Origin of the sequence: Paenibacillus sp. HJGM_3 (assembly GCF_045062745.1) — a bacterium.
In the GTDB taxonomy this organism is placed as follows: domain Bacteria; phylum Bacillota; class Bacilli; order Paenibacillales; family NBRC-103111; genus Paenibacillus_AA.
Genome location: NZ_JBJGED010000019.1, coordinates 69,592 through 84,039, shown reverse-complemented (window position 1 = coordinate 84,039; position 14,448 = coordinate 69,592). Strand labels below are relative to the sequence as shown.

The following is a 14,448-nucleotide window of genomic DNA, read 5'->3' as shown; positions in this document are numbered from 1 at the left end:
TTACACCGCTTCCGCGTCCAGCACGACGATGTGTCCGGCGTGCTCCGCGACGGCAACGCCGATGGCGGCGGCTTCGACGCCGGCGGCGATCAGCGCCTCGAGCAGCGCCGGCGCCTCCCCGGGCGCCGCCGCGATGAGCAAGCCCCCCGAGGTGACCGCGTCACACAGCATCCATTGGCCGATCTGGTCGATGGAGGCGTCGAATGTGACGCTGCCCTCGAGGTGGGCGTAGTTGCTCTTCGTGCCGCCGGGCACGAAACCGGCCTCCGCGAGCTCGCGCACGCGGGGCAGGAACGGCACGCGCTTCGCCGCGATGCGCAAGCCGACGCCGCTGCCCTTGGCCATCTCGGACGCATGGCCGAGCAGGCCGAAGCCCGTGACATCGGTTACGCCGTGCACCTCGAAGCGCTCCATCGTCTCCGCCGCCGTCCTGTTCAGCGTCGTCATGACGCTCGTCACGCGGGCGATCTCCGCCTCGCTCAGCTGATCCTTCTTGATCGACGTCGTCAGAATGCCGACTCCGATCGGCTTCGTCAGGATCAGCACGTCGCCCGGCTTCGCCCCGGCATTCGTGCGCACCCGGTCCGGATGCACCGTCCCGGTGACGGCGAGGCCGAACTTCGGCTCCTTGTCGTCGATCGAATGGCCGCCGACGAGCGTCGCGCCGGCCTCGCGCACCTTGTCTCCCGCCCCGCGCAGAATGTCGGCCAGCACCGACTTGTCCAGCGTGTGGATCGGGAACGCCACGATGTTCAGCACCGTGAGCGGCTTCCCGCCCATGGCGTACACGTCGCTGAGCGCATTGGCCGCCGCCACCTGCCCGAACGCGTAGGGATCGTCGACGATCGGCGTGAAGAAGTCGACGGTCTGCACGAGCGCCAGCTCGTCCGTCAGCTTGTACACGCCGGCATCATCGCTCGTGTCCAGCCCGACGAGCAGGTTCGGGTTCGGCACTCCGGGCGGCAGGTTGCGCAGCACCTGGGAGAGATCGGCCGGGCCGATCTTGCAGCCGCAGCCGCCTTTCGACGAATATGATGTCAGTTTGATCCGTTCAGTTTGATTGTCGCTCATCGTGGTCCTCCTCGTCCTTTCCTGCCTCTGTACGCATTGTTTCTATATCTGTGCCGCGATAAACCTTACGGTATTGGTTCGGCGACATGTTCACGACCCCCTTGAACGTCCGATAGAACGTCGACAGGTTCTCGTAGCCGACCTCGAAGCAGATCGACACGATGTCTTTGTCCGTCTCCTGCAGCAGCTTCTGGGCTACCTGGACGCGCACTTCGGTCAAATACTGCGTAGGGGTCAGCTGATATTGGTCCTTGAAAATCTGATTGATATGCCGCGCGCTAAGCCCGAGCTTGCTCCCCAGATCGCCGGCCTGAATCGGCTCGTAATAGTTCCCGTCGATGTAGGCGCGGATCCGCTCCGCCCGCAGCTGGTTCGAGTCGTGGATCGGCGCCGGGTGCTTCGACCGCGCGAGCAAGAGCAGCATCTCGAGCAAGTAGATGCGCATCGCCCACCCGCCGAGCGCGCTCGGCCGCGACTGCTCGAACAGCATCTTGCGGAGCAGCGGCCGCAGCTCGCTCGCCGTGAATCCATTCAGCGGCATGTACGCCGACTGCGGGAAGCTCTCCTGCAGCAGCTCGCGGCGCACGTCGGCATCGAGCCGGCCCGCGTCGAAGGCGAGCACGAGCAGCGTCAGCTTCGCGTCGGAGACGATCGCGTGGTCGGTCTGCGGCGTCAGGATGACGGCATTGTCCGTCGTGAAGTCGTATGCGGTCCGGTCGACCTTGATCGTCCCCCGCCCCTCGAGCGCGAACAACATCTGATGGACCGCATGGTGATGCGGATCGATCGTGTCGCCTTCCTGGTGCTTGCTTTCATACAGATATACACCGCTTGCGGGCAGCGGAATCGGTCGGAGCTTCATCTCTGGCCTCCATCCAGGAGCATGGCAGCGCGGATACGGGCGCCCGCTCCATACGCAGGGTTCCCATTCATTGTATGCTTTGGGACGCGCTCATTCAAGCGTTGCCTTCACGAGGGTTCGGCGGTTCCGGCCTGCATGTGGTATAATAACCGACAATAGCAGGAGACAAGGAGTGGCAGCGACACATGGACAAAGAACAAGGACTGAAGCAAGTCGAAGCAACCCGTATCATCGCCATCATTCGAGGCGTCGAAGAGCGCCACATTCTCCAAGTGGCCGATGCGCTCTACGCCGGCGGGATTACCGTCATGGAAGTGACGCTTAACACTCCGGGTGCGCCGGACATGATCCGGCAGCTCCAGCACGAGCGGGGCGACCGCATGTTCATCGGGGCGGGCACCGTGCTCGATCTGGACGACGCCAAGACGGCGCTGGCGGCCGGAGCGGGCTTCATCGTCACGCCGAATACGGATGAAGCCGTCATCCGCTACTGCGCCGACACAGGCGTGCCGATCTACCCCGGCGCGATGACGCCGAGCGAGATCGTCCGTGCGTGGAAAGCCGGCGCGACCGCCGTCAAGGTGTTCCCGAGCGCGAGCCTCGGCATCGGGTACATCAAGGAGCTGCAAGGCCCGCTGAGCCACATCCCGATGCTGGCCGTCGGCGGCGTGAACGCGGACAATATCCGCGAATTTATCCGCATCGGCTGCCATGGCGTCGGGATCGGCGGCTCCGTCGTCAATTTGAAGGAGATCGCCGCCGGCAACTTCGCCTGGATCACCGAGAAAGCCCGGGCGTTGACGGAGCAGACGATCGGCAGCTAGGCGGTTAGGCTGCATGCTGTTACGCGGCCTGGCTCTTCCGCCGCTACGCATCGTGGCAGCTGGACGGCTTCGGTTCCGCCCGCTCCCGGAAACCGCAACATCCCAATCTCGCGGCTATGAGGCAGCCTGAGTTGGGATGTTGTCATGTGTTGGGCTGAATGATGTACACGCACTTGCCTCCGCCTTTAGCGAGGCACTCCGTCCGCTCCACGTCCGCCTCGAGCAGCCGCTGGAACAGCTGCAGCTCGCATTGGCAAGCTTGGTTGAACTGCCGGGCCACCTGTGCGATCGGGCAATTTGCTTCCTGCAGCACGAACTCGCCTTCGGCCCCCTGCTGCCACTCGGCCATGTAGCCGTTGGCGTTCTGGATGTCCGCGAGTGCGGCCACCTTCGCCTCGAGCGGCTTGCCCTCCATGGACTTCGCATACTTGCTCAGCAGCTTGTCGCGCCGCTTCTCGAACAGCCGGTCGACCCGCTCCTCGCCTTCGTCCTCGGAGAGCTCCATGAGGAGATCGAGCGCCAGCACGCCATAATTTTTGGGGAACAACTCATCGGCGGCTTCGGTCAGCCGGTAGACGTGCATCGGCCGTCCCATCGGCTGCCGGACGAGGCTGGACTCGATGAGCGCATCCCGCTCAAGCGTATGCAGGTGCCGCCGTACCGCCATCTCGGTCACGCCCAGCCGCCGTGCCATCTCCCCGACATGCAGCGGGCCGGACGTCTTCAGCATCGTCAAGATCGTCTGGCGCGTAGAAGATTCCTGCTCCATGTTCCTCCGCCTCCTTCCCCAAGTCGCTCTCTTGTTGATCTCCATGAACGTCATGGCCTTGCTTCCCTGCTGGTCAACCTTGCTGATCTTCCCTGATGATCTTCCTTGCTGAACTTCCTTGCTGAACTTCTTTACTGAACCCCTTTGCCGAACGGACCCAGTTCCTTCGCCATGAACGCCCGTACCGACGCTTCGAATGACGCCAGCAGCCCGGGCAGCTGTCTCGTCAGCGGATGGAGCGTCTCCGTCCCCGCCCGCATATAGTCCTGCACGAGCGGCTTGCGCAGCCGGACCAGCTCCTGCAGAGGCGCGACCAGCTCGTCCGGGAAGATCGACTCTACCCTGAGAATCTCGATTATATCTTCATAGCTGCTTGCATCGCGCAGCAGGAACCCGTCGATCAGCAGACTGCCGACGTCCGTCACCAGCTCGATGGCGAGGTGCAGCGCGCGCTCCTGCGCCAGCCGGGACAACAGCGGCAGCGGTGCCGCCCCCTCCTGCCTCAATAGCTCGCCGCACGCCTGCGTCAAGAGCGGGATCATGGCGAGCCGCTCGTCCATTTGTTCCACGTTCACATAATACATCGGCCTTCCCCCTCTACTTTCGATCCCGTTTCTTCTTTTTCCACTTGGCCCACAGAATCAGGAAAATAAAGGCGAGAACAACCACCATCACAAAAAACATCGCTTCGCCGACATCCTTCATGTCGACCTCGGCCGCTAGCGGCAACCCCAACACTGCGCTCACCTTCTGTCGTCACTCCAATCCGTCTTCTACAGTCCAGTTTATCCCCCGGCAACGCCAGCGTCAAGAAAAGGGCCGTCGGGAACCCGGGCACCGCGATGAGGTTATAAGAAAAGCTTCAGTTCGAAGCATTTCGAGGAAGTGCATTCGTGCTTTAGCGGTAGCTTTTCTTGAAACACCAGAATTCTTGAGCTTACGCTCAAAACTTATAAATTCTGATGTTATCAAAAAACCGCATCTGCCGGAGGCAGTGCGGTTTTCGCTTACAGAATCAGGAGTTTTTATTTCTGACGGCTCTCGTCTTGCAAATCGTGCATCACATTCATGCTCTCGATATGCCGCTTCGTCTCCGGCGTCCCCAGCTTGTGGATGTACCGGTAGATCCGCTCCAGCCTGGCGTCATAGTTATCGATTCGGGTATCGTCGGAATGCTCTTCCCCCATGTACGAGAACATGGAGACCGGCGAGCGGCTGTCCCCTTGCGACCATTCGTCCATCAGATCCTGCAGCAGGGCCACTTGGTCGTCCGTCGCCTCGATTTCGAACTCGAACGCTGCGACATCCGGATCCTCCAGAACATCGCCCGCTTGTACCGATACGTAGAACGTCTTTTTGTCCATAAGGTTCCCTCCTGTCGCAAAACATGCCTATCCATCTTTTTTCCCAAACGTCCTGCTAATATACGTATATGTATCTTTGCCGGATTTTCGTGTATAGTGTAGGATAGCTCACAGGTTAGCTCGGGCAGCATGAAACCTAGTAAAGGCAGGGATTACGTTATGACAGGCATTTGGGTATTGATCGGGATCATCACGGTGGCCATCATCGGCATTTTTATTTACGCACTGAATAAAGGGTATTCTCGAAAATGGGACGAGTGAACGGGACGGCGGCGGCGACTTCCAACGGCAATAACGGCTGGGTTTCCTTTGAGGAGTTTACGCTCGGTTCCTTAATAATCTCCAATTGGTTGAAACAGCGGCTCAGCGCGACCAGCTTCTCTTCCGCATCTGCTTTGGATAAGGCGGAGCCAAGCTTTTTTCCTTTGTAGCCAATGTAGTAGGGCATCTCATATCACTCTCCCGGAATAGATTGGAAACGGCATGTCGCCTATTTCCTAGACGTGAGTGTGGGGTAAAAGGTTACAAAAAGCATTCGTATCGTTCTGCCCTTTTGCGTCCCTAATTTCGATCCAATTTCTTACTTTTCGACATTTTTTCTGAGCTCGACCCATTCCTCCGGCGTATTGACATTCGTGGCAAAACGGGTGCCGATACCTGTTTCTACAAATACTTCGTCCGTTAGTTCTACCCATCGGATCCGCTCGAACAAGCCCATCAGACGCAATTGCTGCGTTTCCAGAAGAGGCGACACCGCCTTCTCCACCCGCTTCCTATACAGCCCGTGCAAAGGGTGCCGCTTCCCCTGGAGACAAGGGATGACCGCATCGAGCTCCTCCCGCTCCTCCAGCTTGCTCCGCATGAGCCGTGCCGCCTCAGGCGATACGAACGGCATGTCACAGCCAACGATCCATATCGTATCGGAAGAGGTACAGGCGAAGGCCGCCTCCATGCCCGCCAGCGGTCCGAGCCCCGGATTCCGATCCGGCACAAGGTTTACGTTTTGCGGCACCTCGCTCCGATACAGCTCCGGCTCGTTGGTCACCACGATCATTTCCGCACATAGCGTCCGCATCAGACGGATTTGTCTCGCTATGATCGCCTCACCCTGCAGCTCTAGCAGTCCCTTGGGCTGTCCGCCCATTCTTCGATTCCGTCCGCCCGCCAAGATTACACCTGCCGTCAATCCAGATCCCCCCAGCCCCATCCTTATTACCCCATTATATCGATTCTGAAACATCCCGCTCAACTCGAGCAGCCTACCCTATCAATCCCATGCTGGATAAGATGTTCACTTGTCAGATAGGTGGAATTTGTTTAGTATTAAGGGTAAATGCATGGGGTAGACGAACATGGATGCGATACCGATCGATTCATGCGTTCATATGAGGGAGGAACCTACGAGATGGCTAAGGCAAAAATGAGATCCGATATGATCAAAAGAGGGTTCGACCGCGCCCCGCACCGCAGCTTGCTGCGCGCTGCCGGCGTGGCTGAGGAAGATTTCGACAAACCGTTCATCGCAGTCTGCAATTCTTACATTGATATCGTACCCGGCCACGTCCACCTGCAAGAGTTCGGGAAAATCGTCAAGGATGCGATCCGCGAGGCGGGCGGCGTGCCGTTCGAGTTCAATACGATCGGCGTCGACGACGGGATCGCGATGGGCCACATCGGCATGCGCTATTCGCTCGCGAGCCGCGAGATTATCGCCGACTCTGTCGAGACGATGGTCAACGCCCACTGGTTCGACGGCATGGTGTGCATCCCGAACTGCGACAAAATTACGCCCGGGATGATGATGGGCGCGCTTCGCGTGAACATCCCGACCGTCTTCGTGAGCGGCGGCCCGATGAAGGCAGGACGCACGAGCGATGGCCGCGCCATCTCCCTCACCTCGGTCTTCGAAGGCGTCGGCGCCTACATGACCGGGAAGATCGACGAGAAGAGCCTCGACGAGCTCGAGCGTTACGGCTGTCCGACCTGCGGCTCGTGCTCCGGCATGTTCACCGCGAACTCGATGAACTGTCTCGCCGAAGTGCTCGGCTTGGCCCTGCCGGGCAACGGCACGATTCTCGCCGTTTCGCCGGAGCGCCGCGAATTCGTGAAGCGTTCCGCGACCCAGCTCATGGAGCTGATCAAGCGCGACATCAAGCCTCGCGACATCGTGACGAAGGACTCGATCGACAATGCCTTCGCCCTCGACATGGCGATGGGCGGCTCGACGAACACCGTGCTGCACACGTTGGCCTTGGCGCATGAAGCCGGCATCGACTACCCGATCGAGCGGATCAATGAAGTCGCGAAGCGGGTTCCTTACTTGTGCAAGCTCGCTCCGGCTTCGGACCATCATATTGAAGACCTGCACAACGCCGGAGGCGTGAGCGCGATCATCAACGAGCTGTTCAAGAAAGACAACGCGCTCGTGGGCGACGTGCTGACCGTAACGGGCAACACGCTGCGCGAGAACGTGATCGATGCCCAGATCACCGACGGCACCGTCATCCGGAGTGTCGAGGATCCGCACTCAAAAGAAGGCGGCCTGTCCGTCATGTTCGGCAACTTGGCGCCGGGCGGCTCGATCATCAAGGTCGGCGCGGTCGACAAGTCCGTCGGCGGCTACCACCGCGGTCCAGCGATCTGCTTCGACTCCCAGGACGAAGCGCTCTCCGGGATCGCGAACGGCAAGGTCAAGGAAGGCCACGTCGTCGTCATCCGCTACGAAGGGCCTAAGGGCGGCCCGGGGATGCCGGAGATGCTCGCGCCTACGTCGCAGATCGTCGGCATGGGCCTCGGCACGAAGGTCGGCCTGATCACCGACGGCCGGTTCTCGGGCGCGTCCCGCGGCATCTCGATCGGCCACGTCTCGCCGGAAGCGGCCGAGGGCGGCCCGATCGCCTTCGTCCATGACGGCGATATGATCGAGCTCGACATGAACAACCGCAAGATCACGCTCGAGGTGAGCGACGAGGAGCTGGAACGCCGCCGTGCCGCATGGCCGGGCTTCGAGCCGAAGATCAAGCGCGGGTACCTCGCGCGCTACTCGGCGCTCGTCACCAACGCCAGCAGCGGCGGCGTGATGAAGCTGTAAGGTTTGCGATTTTAGGAAGAGCCCTGCCGGGTGGCAGGGCTCTTTTTTGTTGCATCACCGCGTTGCGGCCTCCCTCCGCTCTTTCCCCGAGTTCGCCCGGTACTGGCCCGGAGTGAGACCGGTCCATTTTTTGAAGGCGCTCTGGAAGGCGCTCGGTTCCGAGAAGTGCAGCACATAAGCGATATCGCCCACGGAGTAGTCCTTTTGCTTCAAATATCGCATGGCGATTTCCTTGCGCACGCGGGTCGATAAGTCGACATACGTCGTGTTCTCTTCCTTCAGCTTGTTCTGAATCGTTCTCGTGCTCGTCCCGAATGCTTCCGCCGTTTGCTGCAAGGTCGGGAAGCAGGAAGGCATACACTTCTCCATCCATGCGACGATTCGATTCGTGAAGGTGTTATTTCCGGTCAAGGTCTCATGCGTCTCTCGGGCTATGCGTTCAAATACCTCCAACAGCCTGGGATCCGAGTAAAGCACCGGATAGTTCAAAACGTCCTTGCTCAGGATCAGCGCGTTCTCCGCTTCGCCGAACTTGGGCAGGAGGCCGAATGCCGTCACGTACGGCTCCGTATCGGCTGTCGCTTCATGCGTAAAGTTCACCCCCTTCAGCGGGATCGGCCGATTGCTCAGCTTCCCGATCAAGCGATAGACAGAGACGGCCATATCCTCCACACAATGCCGCGACATCTGTGCAGGTTGCTGTATGGACAATCTTATGGTGACGTCTTCCTCCCCGCTGGCGCACTCTAGATTGAACCCGCTGCACAGAATGACGTTATATCTCCGATACGCCTCCAGCGCGTCTGCGATCGTATTGGAATGCATCATCACGTAACCGAGTACCCCCATGTCGGCGAACTCCATCAGTTGCCCTTGCCGCAAGCCGAAATGCTCGTCTCGGGTGAACGCCGCGGCTGCGAGCATGAGCCGTTCCAGCTCCTCTGCGGAGATCCGAGCTTCGACATCTTGCAGCAGGCTTGCGTCAAGCGAAGCATACCGGCCAAAATCCTCCGCTTCATATCCTTTGTGTACAATGGCTTTCAAGATCGGATAGACCATAGAAATGGCAATTCCGTTATAGGTCACGATGGACTCCTCCCTTGCGTGAATGAGCAATTTCCGTGCGCGGTCGATCATACCTTTATGTTTCTCATCCTTGTATGCTTGATACTAGTCACTCCACTTTATAGTACCATGACCATTCACATAGGAGGAACATAGCCATGAAATCGAACATTCTCATCATCCAGGGACACCCTGATTCCGAAAGCTTTTGCTCGGCTCTGTCCGGTGCTTATCGGGAAGGTGCATCGGGGAGTCAAGCCCACATTCGGGAGCTCGATCTCAGCCGAATCGAGTTCAATCCGAACTTGAAGCATGGGTATCGGCAACGAACCGAGCTCGAGCCGGTGCTAGTAGAGGCGCAAGAGCTCATTCGGTGGGCCGATCACCTCGTTTTCGTCTATCCGACCTGGTGGGGCGCAATGCCGGCGATTCTGAAAGGCTTTATCGACCGCGTCTTCCTGCCCGGCTTCGCCTACAAGTACCGCGAGAACTCTCCGCTCTGGGATAAGCTGTTATCCGGGAAAAGCGCACACCTTATCGTCACGATGGATACGCCGGCTTGGTACAACCGCTGGATCTACAAACGCGCCGGGCATAGCGTCATGAAGCGTAACATTTTGCAATTTTGCGGCATCACCCCCGTTCGCGTCACCGAGATTGGCCCGGTAAGACCATCGTCGCCGGAGCATAGAGCACGTTGGCTGGAGAAGGTAAGACGGTTAGGGTCGAAGCTTGCTTAACAGCCTGAATACGCCTCCGCAATGGGAAGCCAAGCTCTCTTTGCGGGGGCGGCCTCGATGCGTTAGAACGAGTGAGATTTATTCACTACCCCATTAGCGAAGAAATAAACTGAGAAACATGCAATTTGACATCAACCACAATTGAATCTCTATAAACTGTGATGCGCTCAATGATTGAGTTTAGCATCATTTTTTTCTTTTCATGTGGTGCGGCCTCAAACTCTTCCTTCCAGATGGGGATATGTTTCTGTAATGCCTCCATCTCCCCGATCTCAACCTTCTTGGTCCCAAGTGTGGATTCTACTTGTTTAATCTTTTCAGCTACCTCCTTGATCTCCGTGTATTTGTGTTCGATCAAAGATGAAAGCAGTTCTGGCTTAAAAGAGCTTTTACTAGCTATCGCCTTGGGAACCTCTGCATGTAGGTGAGCAAGCTCTTTGTAATGTTCCTCTATGTCCTTCTGCAAGGATTTCAGTAATTTAGTGTCTTCGCCAAGATTCTTCTTACGGAAGTGTTCGATCTCCTTGTTGTAGTCAACTTGCTTAAGCTTATCTAAATATTTATCCACTTCCTCAAGAACTACCCCTTCTATCTTGTTGTGAGAATGAATCGTTTGACCGTCACAAGACTTCCCTAATGCCTTGCCGCTACAACGATACTTGGCTGACTTCCATTTCTGAATTGTTCCGTCTGCTAGTGCATACTTCTTGCTGTTATAGGTTGTTGTTAGAGGCGATCCGCAATGCCCACATCTTGCAATTCCGGTAAATAACAGTGGGCTTTTCGTTATAGTCACCCTCTCATATGAATCATTCTTTGATTTGTCAGGAGTCCTAGAACTTCTAATTGTCTGGACTGCATTCCACACACTCTCGTCAACAATAATCAACTCATCGTTGGCCTGTTGTGACAACACCCATTTGTCTTTAGGTTGCATATTAAAGACACCAAAGTCACTAGTTCTTTTCCCGTATGTGCTATAGCCTTTGTAGATAGGATTCCGCAGGATAAAATTAATGACACCTGTCGTCCACTCGCCGCCTGTGCTTGACATTACTGTAGGCTTTCTTTCGATGTTAAAATACTTCGCTATTCTGTTGCTACCGAACCCCTGCTCGTAAACAAGCATGTACATCTCTCTAACGATTGCCGCTTGCTCTTCGTTCACAGCCAGCCCCATTAGCTCCTTACCTTTCTTGTTCACCTCACTTGTCTTCACAAGCTTATAACCGTATGGCGGCTTACCACCTCTAAACTTTCCATCCTCGACCATCTGTGTATGGTTCTCTTTAACCCTCATTGATGTCTTCTTACTCTCACCACTAGATTGCCAGAACCTAATATAGTTCATTAGATCATCTCCGTGGCTCTCGAATTTCTGCTGTCCTTCATTTACAGACCAGAGTTCAACACCTTGCTTTGCAAACCATTTCATTACGAATGGTGTCTCATCGTCCCTTCTGCCCAGCCTGTCAAACATAAAAACAAGCAACACATCAAATAGACCTTTCTCGGCATCATCCTTGGCCCTCTGTATTTCATCCCTCTTGCTGGCAGACACCTTGAATGCAGAAACACCCTTCTCAACATACTCCTTGACAAGTACCCAATCAGATTTGGAGTTGATGAAGTTCTGGCAAGCCCTTCTTTGATCTGGGATGTCGTCATTTAAACTCAACTGACCTTTAGTTGACACCCTATACAGGCAAGCCACTCTTTTTGGTGCAGACAAATTCGCCACCATACATTACTCCTTCATTTAAGCTGTTTTAACTACCATGAAACAATTATAATTTAGACTTGTAATAAATGTAAATAAAGCTACCAACTTATATGCTGGTAGCTTTTTCGATGATTTGTTTTGATATGGTGACAAACAACTGCCATCTTAACCGCAAACTTATGAACACATAGATAATAAGTGAAGATTCGCGGCAGTGTAGTTGGAGTAGGAGATACAGCACTTGGCTTTTCTCCCACAAGCGCCATACCGTACAGTAGAGGAATCAATGACAGTATGAGCACTGCTTCTCGTACAATGCCGCTTCCAGTTGAAGTCTCCGAAGGTCATTACGAGAAAGGAAGACGCCAACATAGTCACGACGACGAATCCGACCAAGGGCTTCGGACATCTCAGCAATGGCTTGAGTGTTGTTATCCAAGTTTGAGGCGCGTGAAGGAGTCATTAAGCTGGTGCATAATGTCGTTGTAGTTGTTGAACTCTTTCGCGTTCTTTGCCAAATGATAAGCAGCTTGTGTAAACCGAAGCACTCTTGGTGTCTAATACATACGCAATTAGGGAATGTATGTTCTCTTTGCAATTTATTCGGGGAGCTTGTATAATAAATTTTGTTGTCCGGGGCTTTAGCTCAGTCTGGGAGAGCGCTTCGCTGGCAGCGAAGAGGTCAGGGGTTCGAGCCCCCTAAGCTCCATAAAATAAACCTACTCTTAAATTGTGAGTAGGTTTTTCCTTTTTTGCAATTTTTGTGTCAACGATAATCTTCATCTCAAGCAATCCATTATGGTAGTGTTTTAGGCTCAGCTGGGAATCACGCATCGCTGGAAGCGATGAGGTCAGGGGTTCGAGCCCCCTAGGCTCCAAATATAGCGCCCTTCGGGGTGCTTTTTCGTTATGGAGCCTAGGGTTGGAGTGAACCCCTGCAAGGGGGTCGTTCCGCGCACACTAGGCTCCGCTCTCTCGACCAATTTAGTACGGTTGCATGCGTGTCCTGAAGCATGCATTAGCATCTGGAGTCTCCCGTCTTACGTCATCGGAACTTTCCGAGTCTGTCTGCAGTATATGATTTTAGATCGTGAAAACTTTCAGGGAGGGGTAAATTTGATTAATCAGGCACCCGAATACGCAACACCCACTTCGACACGGCTTATGGAAATACCGGACGAATTTTGTTATGAAGTGCCGTTCGGGATGCTTTTTGACAGCCTGCTATATGTTGGGGTTGCGGAGCAAAAAAAGTGGTATACCCCTCCTCATTTTCATCCTCATTTTGAATTGTGCTACATTGTGAAGGGACAGGGTTGGTTTTATAACAACAGTCACTTTTATAACGTAAAGGAAGGAGATCTTTTTCTTTCCAAAATTGGGGAAGTCCATTACGGCGCCGCTTCCGGAATCAATTCCTTTAAGATGTACTACTTAGGCTTTAAACTGGATCAAATGAAGAATCTGGAGCTTGAATATATTGACATCGGGAATAATCGGGTAGTGGAGGATAGAACGGGAACCCTGAAACTGATGTTCGATAAGATCATTGAAGAAATTCGAAGCGTTCAAAAGCAAAGTATGCGTATGGCTCAAAGTCTGTTGATTCAGCTTCTAATTACAGTGATAAGAAATTATTCAAGTGCAGTTGAGCAGGGCAAATCGTCATCAACCATTCTTCATCCGGCTATCAAGCGCACTCTTGAACTGCTTCATTTGGAAGTAAACAGCAGACATAACGTAGACGATTTATGTGCTGCTGTTCATCTAAGCCGCTCCCATTTAAACAGGTTATTCAAAACAACTCTCGGCATTTCCATCAGCGACTATATACGTGCCCTCTATATTGACCGAGCCAAATATTACTTGCGGGAAACCAATGATTCCGTTACAGAAATTGCAGAAAGAATGGGTTTCAACACGATTCATAACTTCAGCATGTTTTTCAAGAATTTTACGAAAATGTCGCCTGCCGAATTTCGTAAGTTTGTTCATAGCAAAACAAACTATAAAGATGATTCGAAAGTTTAAATTGTTGCGTCAGATATGGAAAGACACTAGATTTTCAACCATTTACAATGAAGTTATCAAAAATTGGTTGAGGTGTTGTAAATGGTTGATAAAAATTTTTTACCAACAGAACAGGATATTGCTTTTTTTAACGAATACGGCTACTGGATATCGCAAAAAATCATCGACGATGAACGCCTGACATTGCTAAAACACCACATGGACAAAGTATATAACGGTGAATTCGAAACTGGCAGAGCTCCTTGGAAAGCATGGAAAGACACACCCGGTCTCAGGCAAACAGACAATTGTCATTGGTCGGATTATACCCTTCGCGAGTTGGCCGTTGATCCGTTGATTGGTCAAATTGCTGCGAAGCTGCTGAATACGAAAAGCACGCGGCTATGGCATGATCAGCTGTTATACAAGCCGGGAACTAGCAAGGAGAGGATCAAGGCCAACGTTGGATGGCATCAAGATTATTCGTATTGGCAGTGCGTGGCTGAGCCTACGTTAGTGACAGCCTGGGTTGCTTTTGATGATGTATCTGTAGCTAACGGCTGCATGCAGGTTGTTCCAGGCAGCCATAAACAGGGTTTAATGAAAGTAAACGATTTTTATGAGCAAGATATCGATAAGCAAGAGAAAGGATTAAAGGAATCGTTGGGCAAATTATTCAAACCGGTTCCAATAGAAATGAAGGCGGGGCAGGTCAGCTTTCATCATGCACTAACTATTCACGGCAGCGGAGCGAATACAACGGATCAACCGCGCAGATCGATGGCCATCCATCTGATGTCGGGCGAATCGCGTTATAGAGCCGGTACGAAAAATGATAATCATATGAATGTAAGATTGTTTCAGCCAAAACACGGCGAACGATTCGTTGGAGATGGGCTACCACTTCTCTATAAGGAACAATAACAGTT

The 14,448-nt window shown here is 54.1% G+C and carries 15 protein-coding genes and 2 tRNA genes; 7 read left to right on the top strand and 10 right to left on the bottom strand.

Annotated elements, in window-relative coordinates; all coding sequences use genetic code 11:
* A complete protein-coding gene (gene selD / locus ACI5FR_RS20415; RefSeq protein WP_405457688.1) occupies window positions 1–1,071 on the bottom strand; it encodes a selenide, water dikinase SelD in 1,071 nt (356 codons plus the stop codon).
* Window positions 1,052–1,933, bottom strand: coding sequence for a helix-turn-helix domain-containing protein (locus ACI5FR_RS20410; protein ID WP_405457686.1), 882 nt, complete (start codon window positions 1,931–1,933; stop codon window positions 1,052–1,054). Before ACI5FR_RS20410 ends, selD begins: the two co-directional genes overlap by 20 nt.
* Before the next feature lie 185 nt (window positions 1,934–2,118).
* Between ACI5FR_RS20410 and ACI5FR_RS20405 the strand changes: the two genes are divergently transcribed.
* Entirely contained in the window at window positions 2,119–2,757 is a 639-nt protein-coding gene (locus ACI5FR_RS20405; protein ID WP_405457684.1) for a bifunctional 4-hydroxy-2-oxoglutarate aldolase/2-dehydro-3-deoxy-phosphogluconate aldolase, read from the top strand.
* A gap of 142 nt (window positions 2,758–2,899) precedes the next feature.
* Here ACI5FR_RS20405 and ACI5FR_RS20400 read toward each other — a convergent pair whose 3' ends face one another.
* The 6 genes from ACI5FR_RS20400 to mobA form a co-directional block, all read right to left on the bottom strand.
* Window positions 2,900–3,526: a helix-turn-helix transcriptional regulator gene (locus tag ACI5FR_RS20400; RefSeq protein WP_405457681.1), complete on the bottom strand. Its 627-nt coding sequence runs from the start codon at window positions 3,524–3,526 to the stop codon at window positions 2,900–2,902.
* 131 nt (window positions 3,527–3,657) lie between these two features.
* Window positions 3,658–4,110: a DUF86 domain-containing protein gene (locus ACI5FR_RS20395; RefSeq protein WP_405457679.1), complete on the bottom strand. Its 453-nt coding sequence runs from the start codon at window positions 4,108–4,110 to the stop codon at window positions 3,658–3,660.
* 13 nt (window positions 4,111–4,123) lie between these two features.
* Window positions 4,124–4,273 (bottom strand): hypothetical protein, encoded by a 150-nt coding sequence (locus ACI5FR_RS20390; protein ID WP_405457677.1) that lies wholly within the window; start codon window positions 4,271–4,273, stop codon window positions 4,124–4,126.
* Window positions 4,274–4,551: 278 nt separating this feature from the next.
* Complete coding sequence (locus ACI5FR_RS20385; protein WP_405457675.1) at window positions 4,552–4,890, bottom strand: hypothetical protein; 339 nt, start codon at window positions 4,888–4,890, stop codon at window positions 4,552–4,554.
* A 214-nt stretch (window positions 4,891–5,104) separates the two neighbouring features.
* Window positions 5,105–5,338 (bottom strand): hypothetical protein, encoded by a 234-nt coding sequence (locus ACI5FR_RS20380; RefSeq protein ID WP_405457673.1) that lies wholly within the window; start codon window positions 5,336–5,338, stop codon window positions 5,105–5,107.
* Between the two features lie 132 nt (window positions 5,339–5,470).
* On the bottom strand, window positions 5,471–6,076 hold the full coding sequence (mobA, locus tag ACI5FR_RS20375; RefSeq protein ID WP_405457671.1) for a molybdenum cofactor guanylyltransferase: 606 nt from the start codon (window positions 6,074–6,076) through the stop codon (window positions 5,471–5,473).
* Between the two features lie 219 nt (window positions 6,077–6,295).
* Between mobA and ilvD the strand changes: the two genes are divergently transcribed.
* Entirely contained in the window at window positions 6,296–7,981 is a 1,686-nt protein-coding gene (gene ilvD / locus ACI5FR_RS20370) for a dihydroxy-acid dehydratase (protein WP_405457669.1), read from the top strand.
* A gap of 54 nt (window positions 7,982–8,035) precedes the next feature.
* On the opposite strand, the gene ACI5FR_RS20365 is transcribed toward ilvD, so the two are convergent.
* On the bottom strand, window positions 8,036–9,070 hold the full coding sequence (locus ACI5FR_RS20365; protein WP_405457823.1) for an AraC family transcriptional regulator: 1,035 nt from the start codon (window positions 9,068–9,070) through the stop codon (window positions 8,036–8,038).
* 134 nt (window positions 9,071–9,204) lie between these two features.
* On the opposite strand from ACI5FR_RS20365, the gene ACI5FR_RS20360 reads away from it, so the two are divergent.
* Window positions 9,205–9,786, top strand: a complete 582-nt coding sequence (locus ACI5FR_RS20360) for an NAD(P)H-dependent oxidoreductase (RefSeq protein ID WP_405457668.1) — start codon at window positions 9,205–9,207, stop codon at window positions 9,784–9,786.
* 85 nt (window positions 9,787–9,871) lie between these two features.
* Here the strand turns inward: ACI5FR_RS20360 and ACI5FR_RS20355 are convergent, their stop codons facing one another.
* Window positions 9,872–11,530, bottom strand: coding sequence for a recombinase family protein (locus tag ACI5FR_RS20355; protein WP_405457667.1), 1,659 nt, complete (start codon window positions 11,528–11,530; stop codon window positions 9,872–9,874).
* Between the two features lie 614 nt (window positions 11,531–12,144).
* On the opposite strand from ACI5FR_RS20355, the gene ACI5FR_RS20350 reads away from it, so the two are divergent.
* From ACI5FR_RS20350 to ACI5FR_RS20335, 4 genes are all read left to right on the top strand, one after another.
* Window positions 12,145–12,218, top strand: a tRNA-Ala gene (locus ACI5FR_RS20350).
* A 94-nt stretch (window positions 12,219–12,312) separates the two neighbouring features.
* Window positions 12,313–12,387: transfer RNA gene (locus tag ACI5FR_RS20345), tRNA-Ser, on the top strand.
* A gap of 238 nt (window positions 12,388–12,625) precedes the next feature.
* Window positions 12,626–13,540 carry an AraC family transcriptional regulator gene (locus tag ACI5FR_RS20340; RefSeq protein ID WP_405457664.1) on the top strand — a complete coding sequence of 305 codons (915 nt, stop codon included), beginning with the start codon at window positions 12,626–12,628 and terminating at the stop codon, window positions 13,538–13,540.
* An 81-nt stretch (window positions 13,541–13,621) separates the two neighbouring features.
* The gene (locus ACI5FR_RS20335) at window positions 13,622–14,443 is read left to right on the top strand and encodes a phytanoyl-CoA dioxygenase family protein (RefSeq protein ID WP_405457662.1); all 822 of its coding nucleotides are present in this window, start codon (window positions 13,622–13,624) and stop codon (window positions 14,441–14,443) included.
* Window positions 14,444–14,448: the final 5 nt, after the last annotated feature.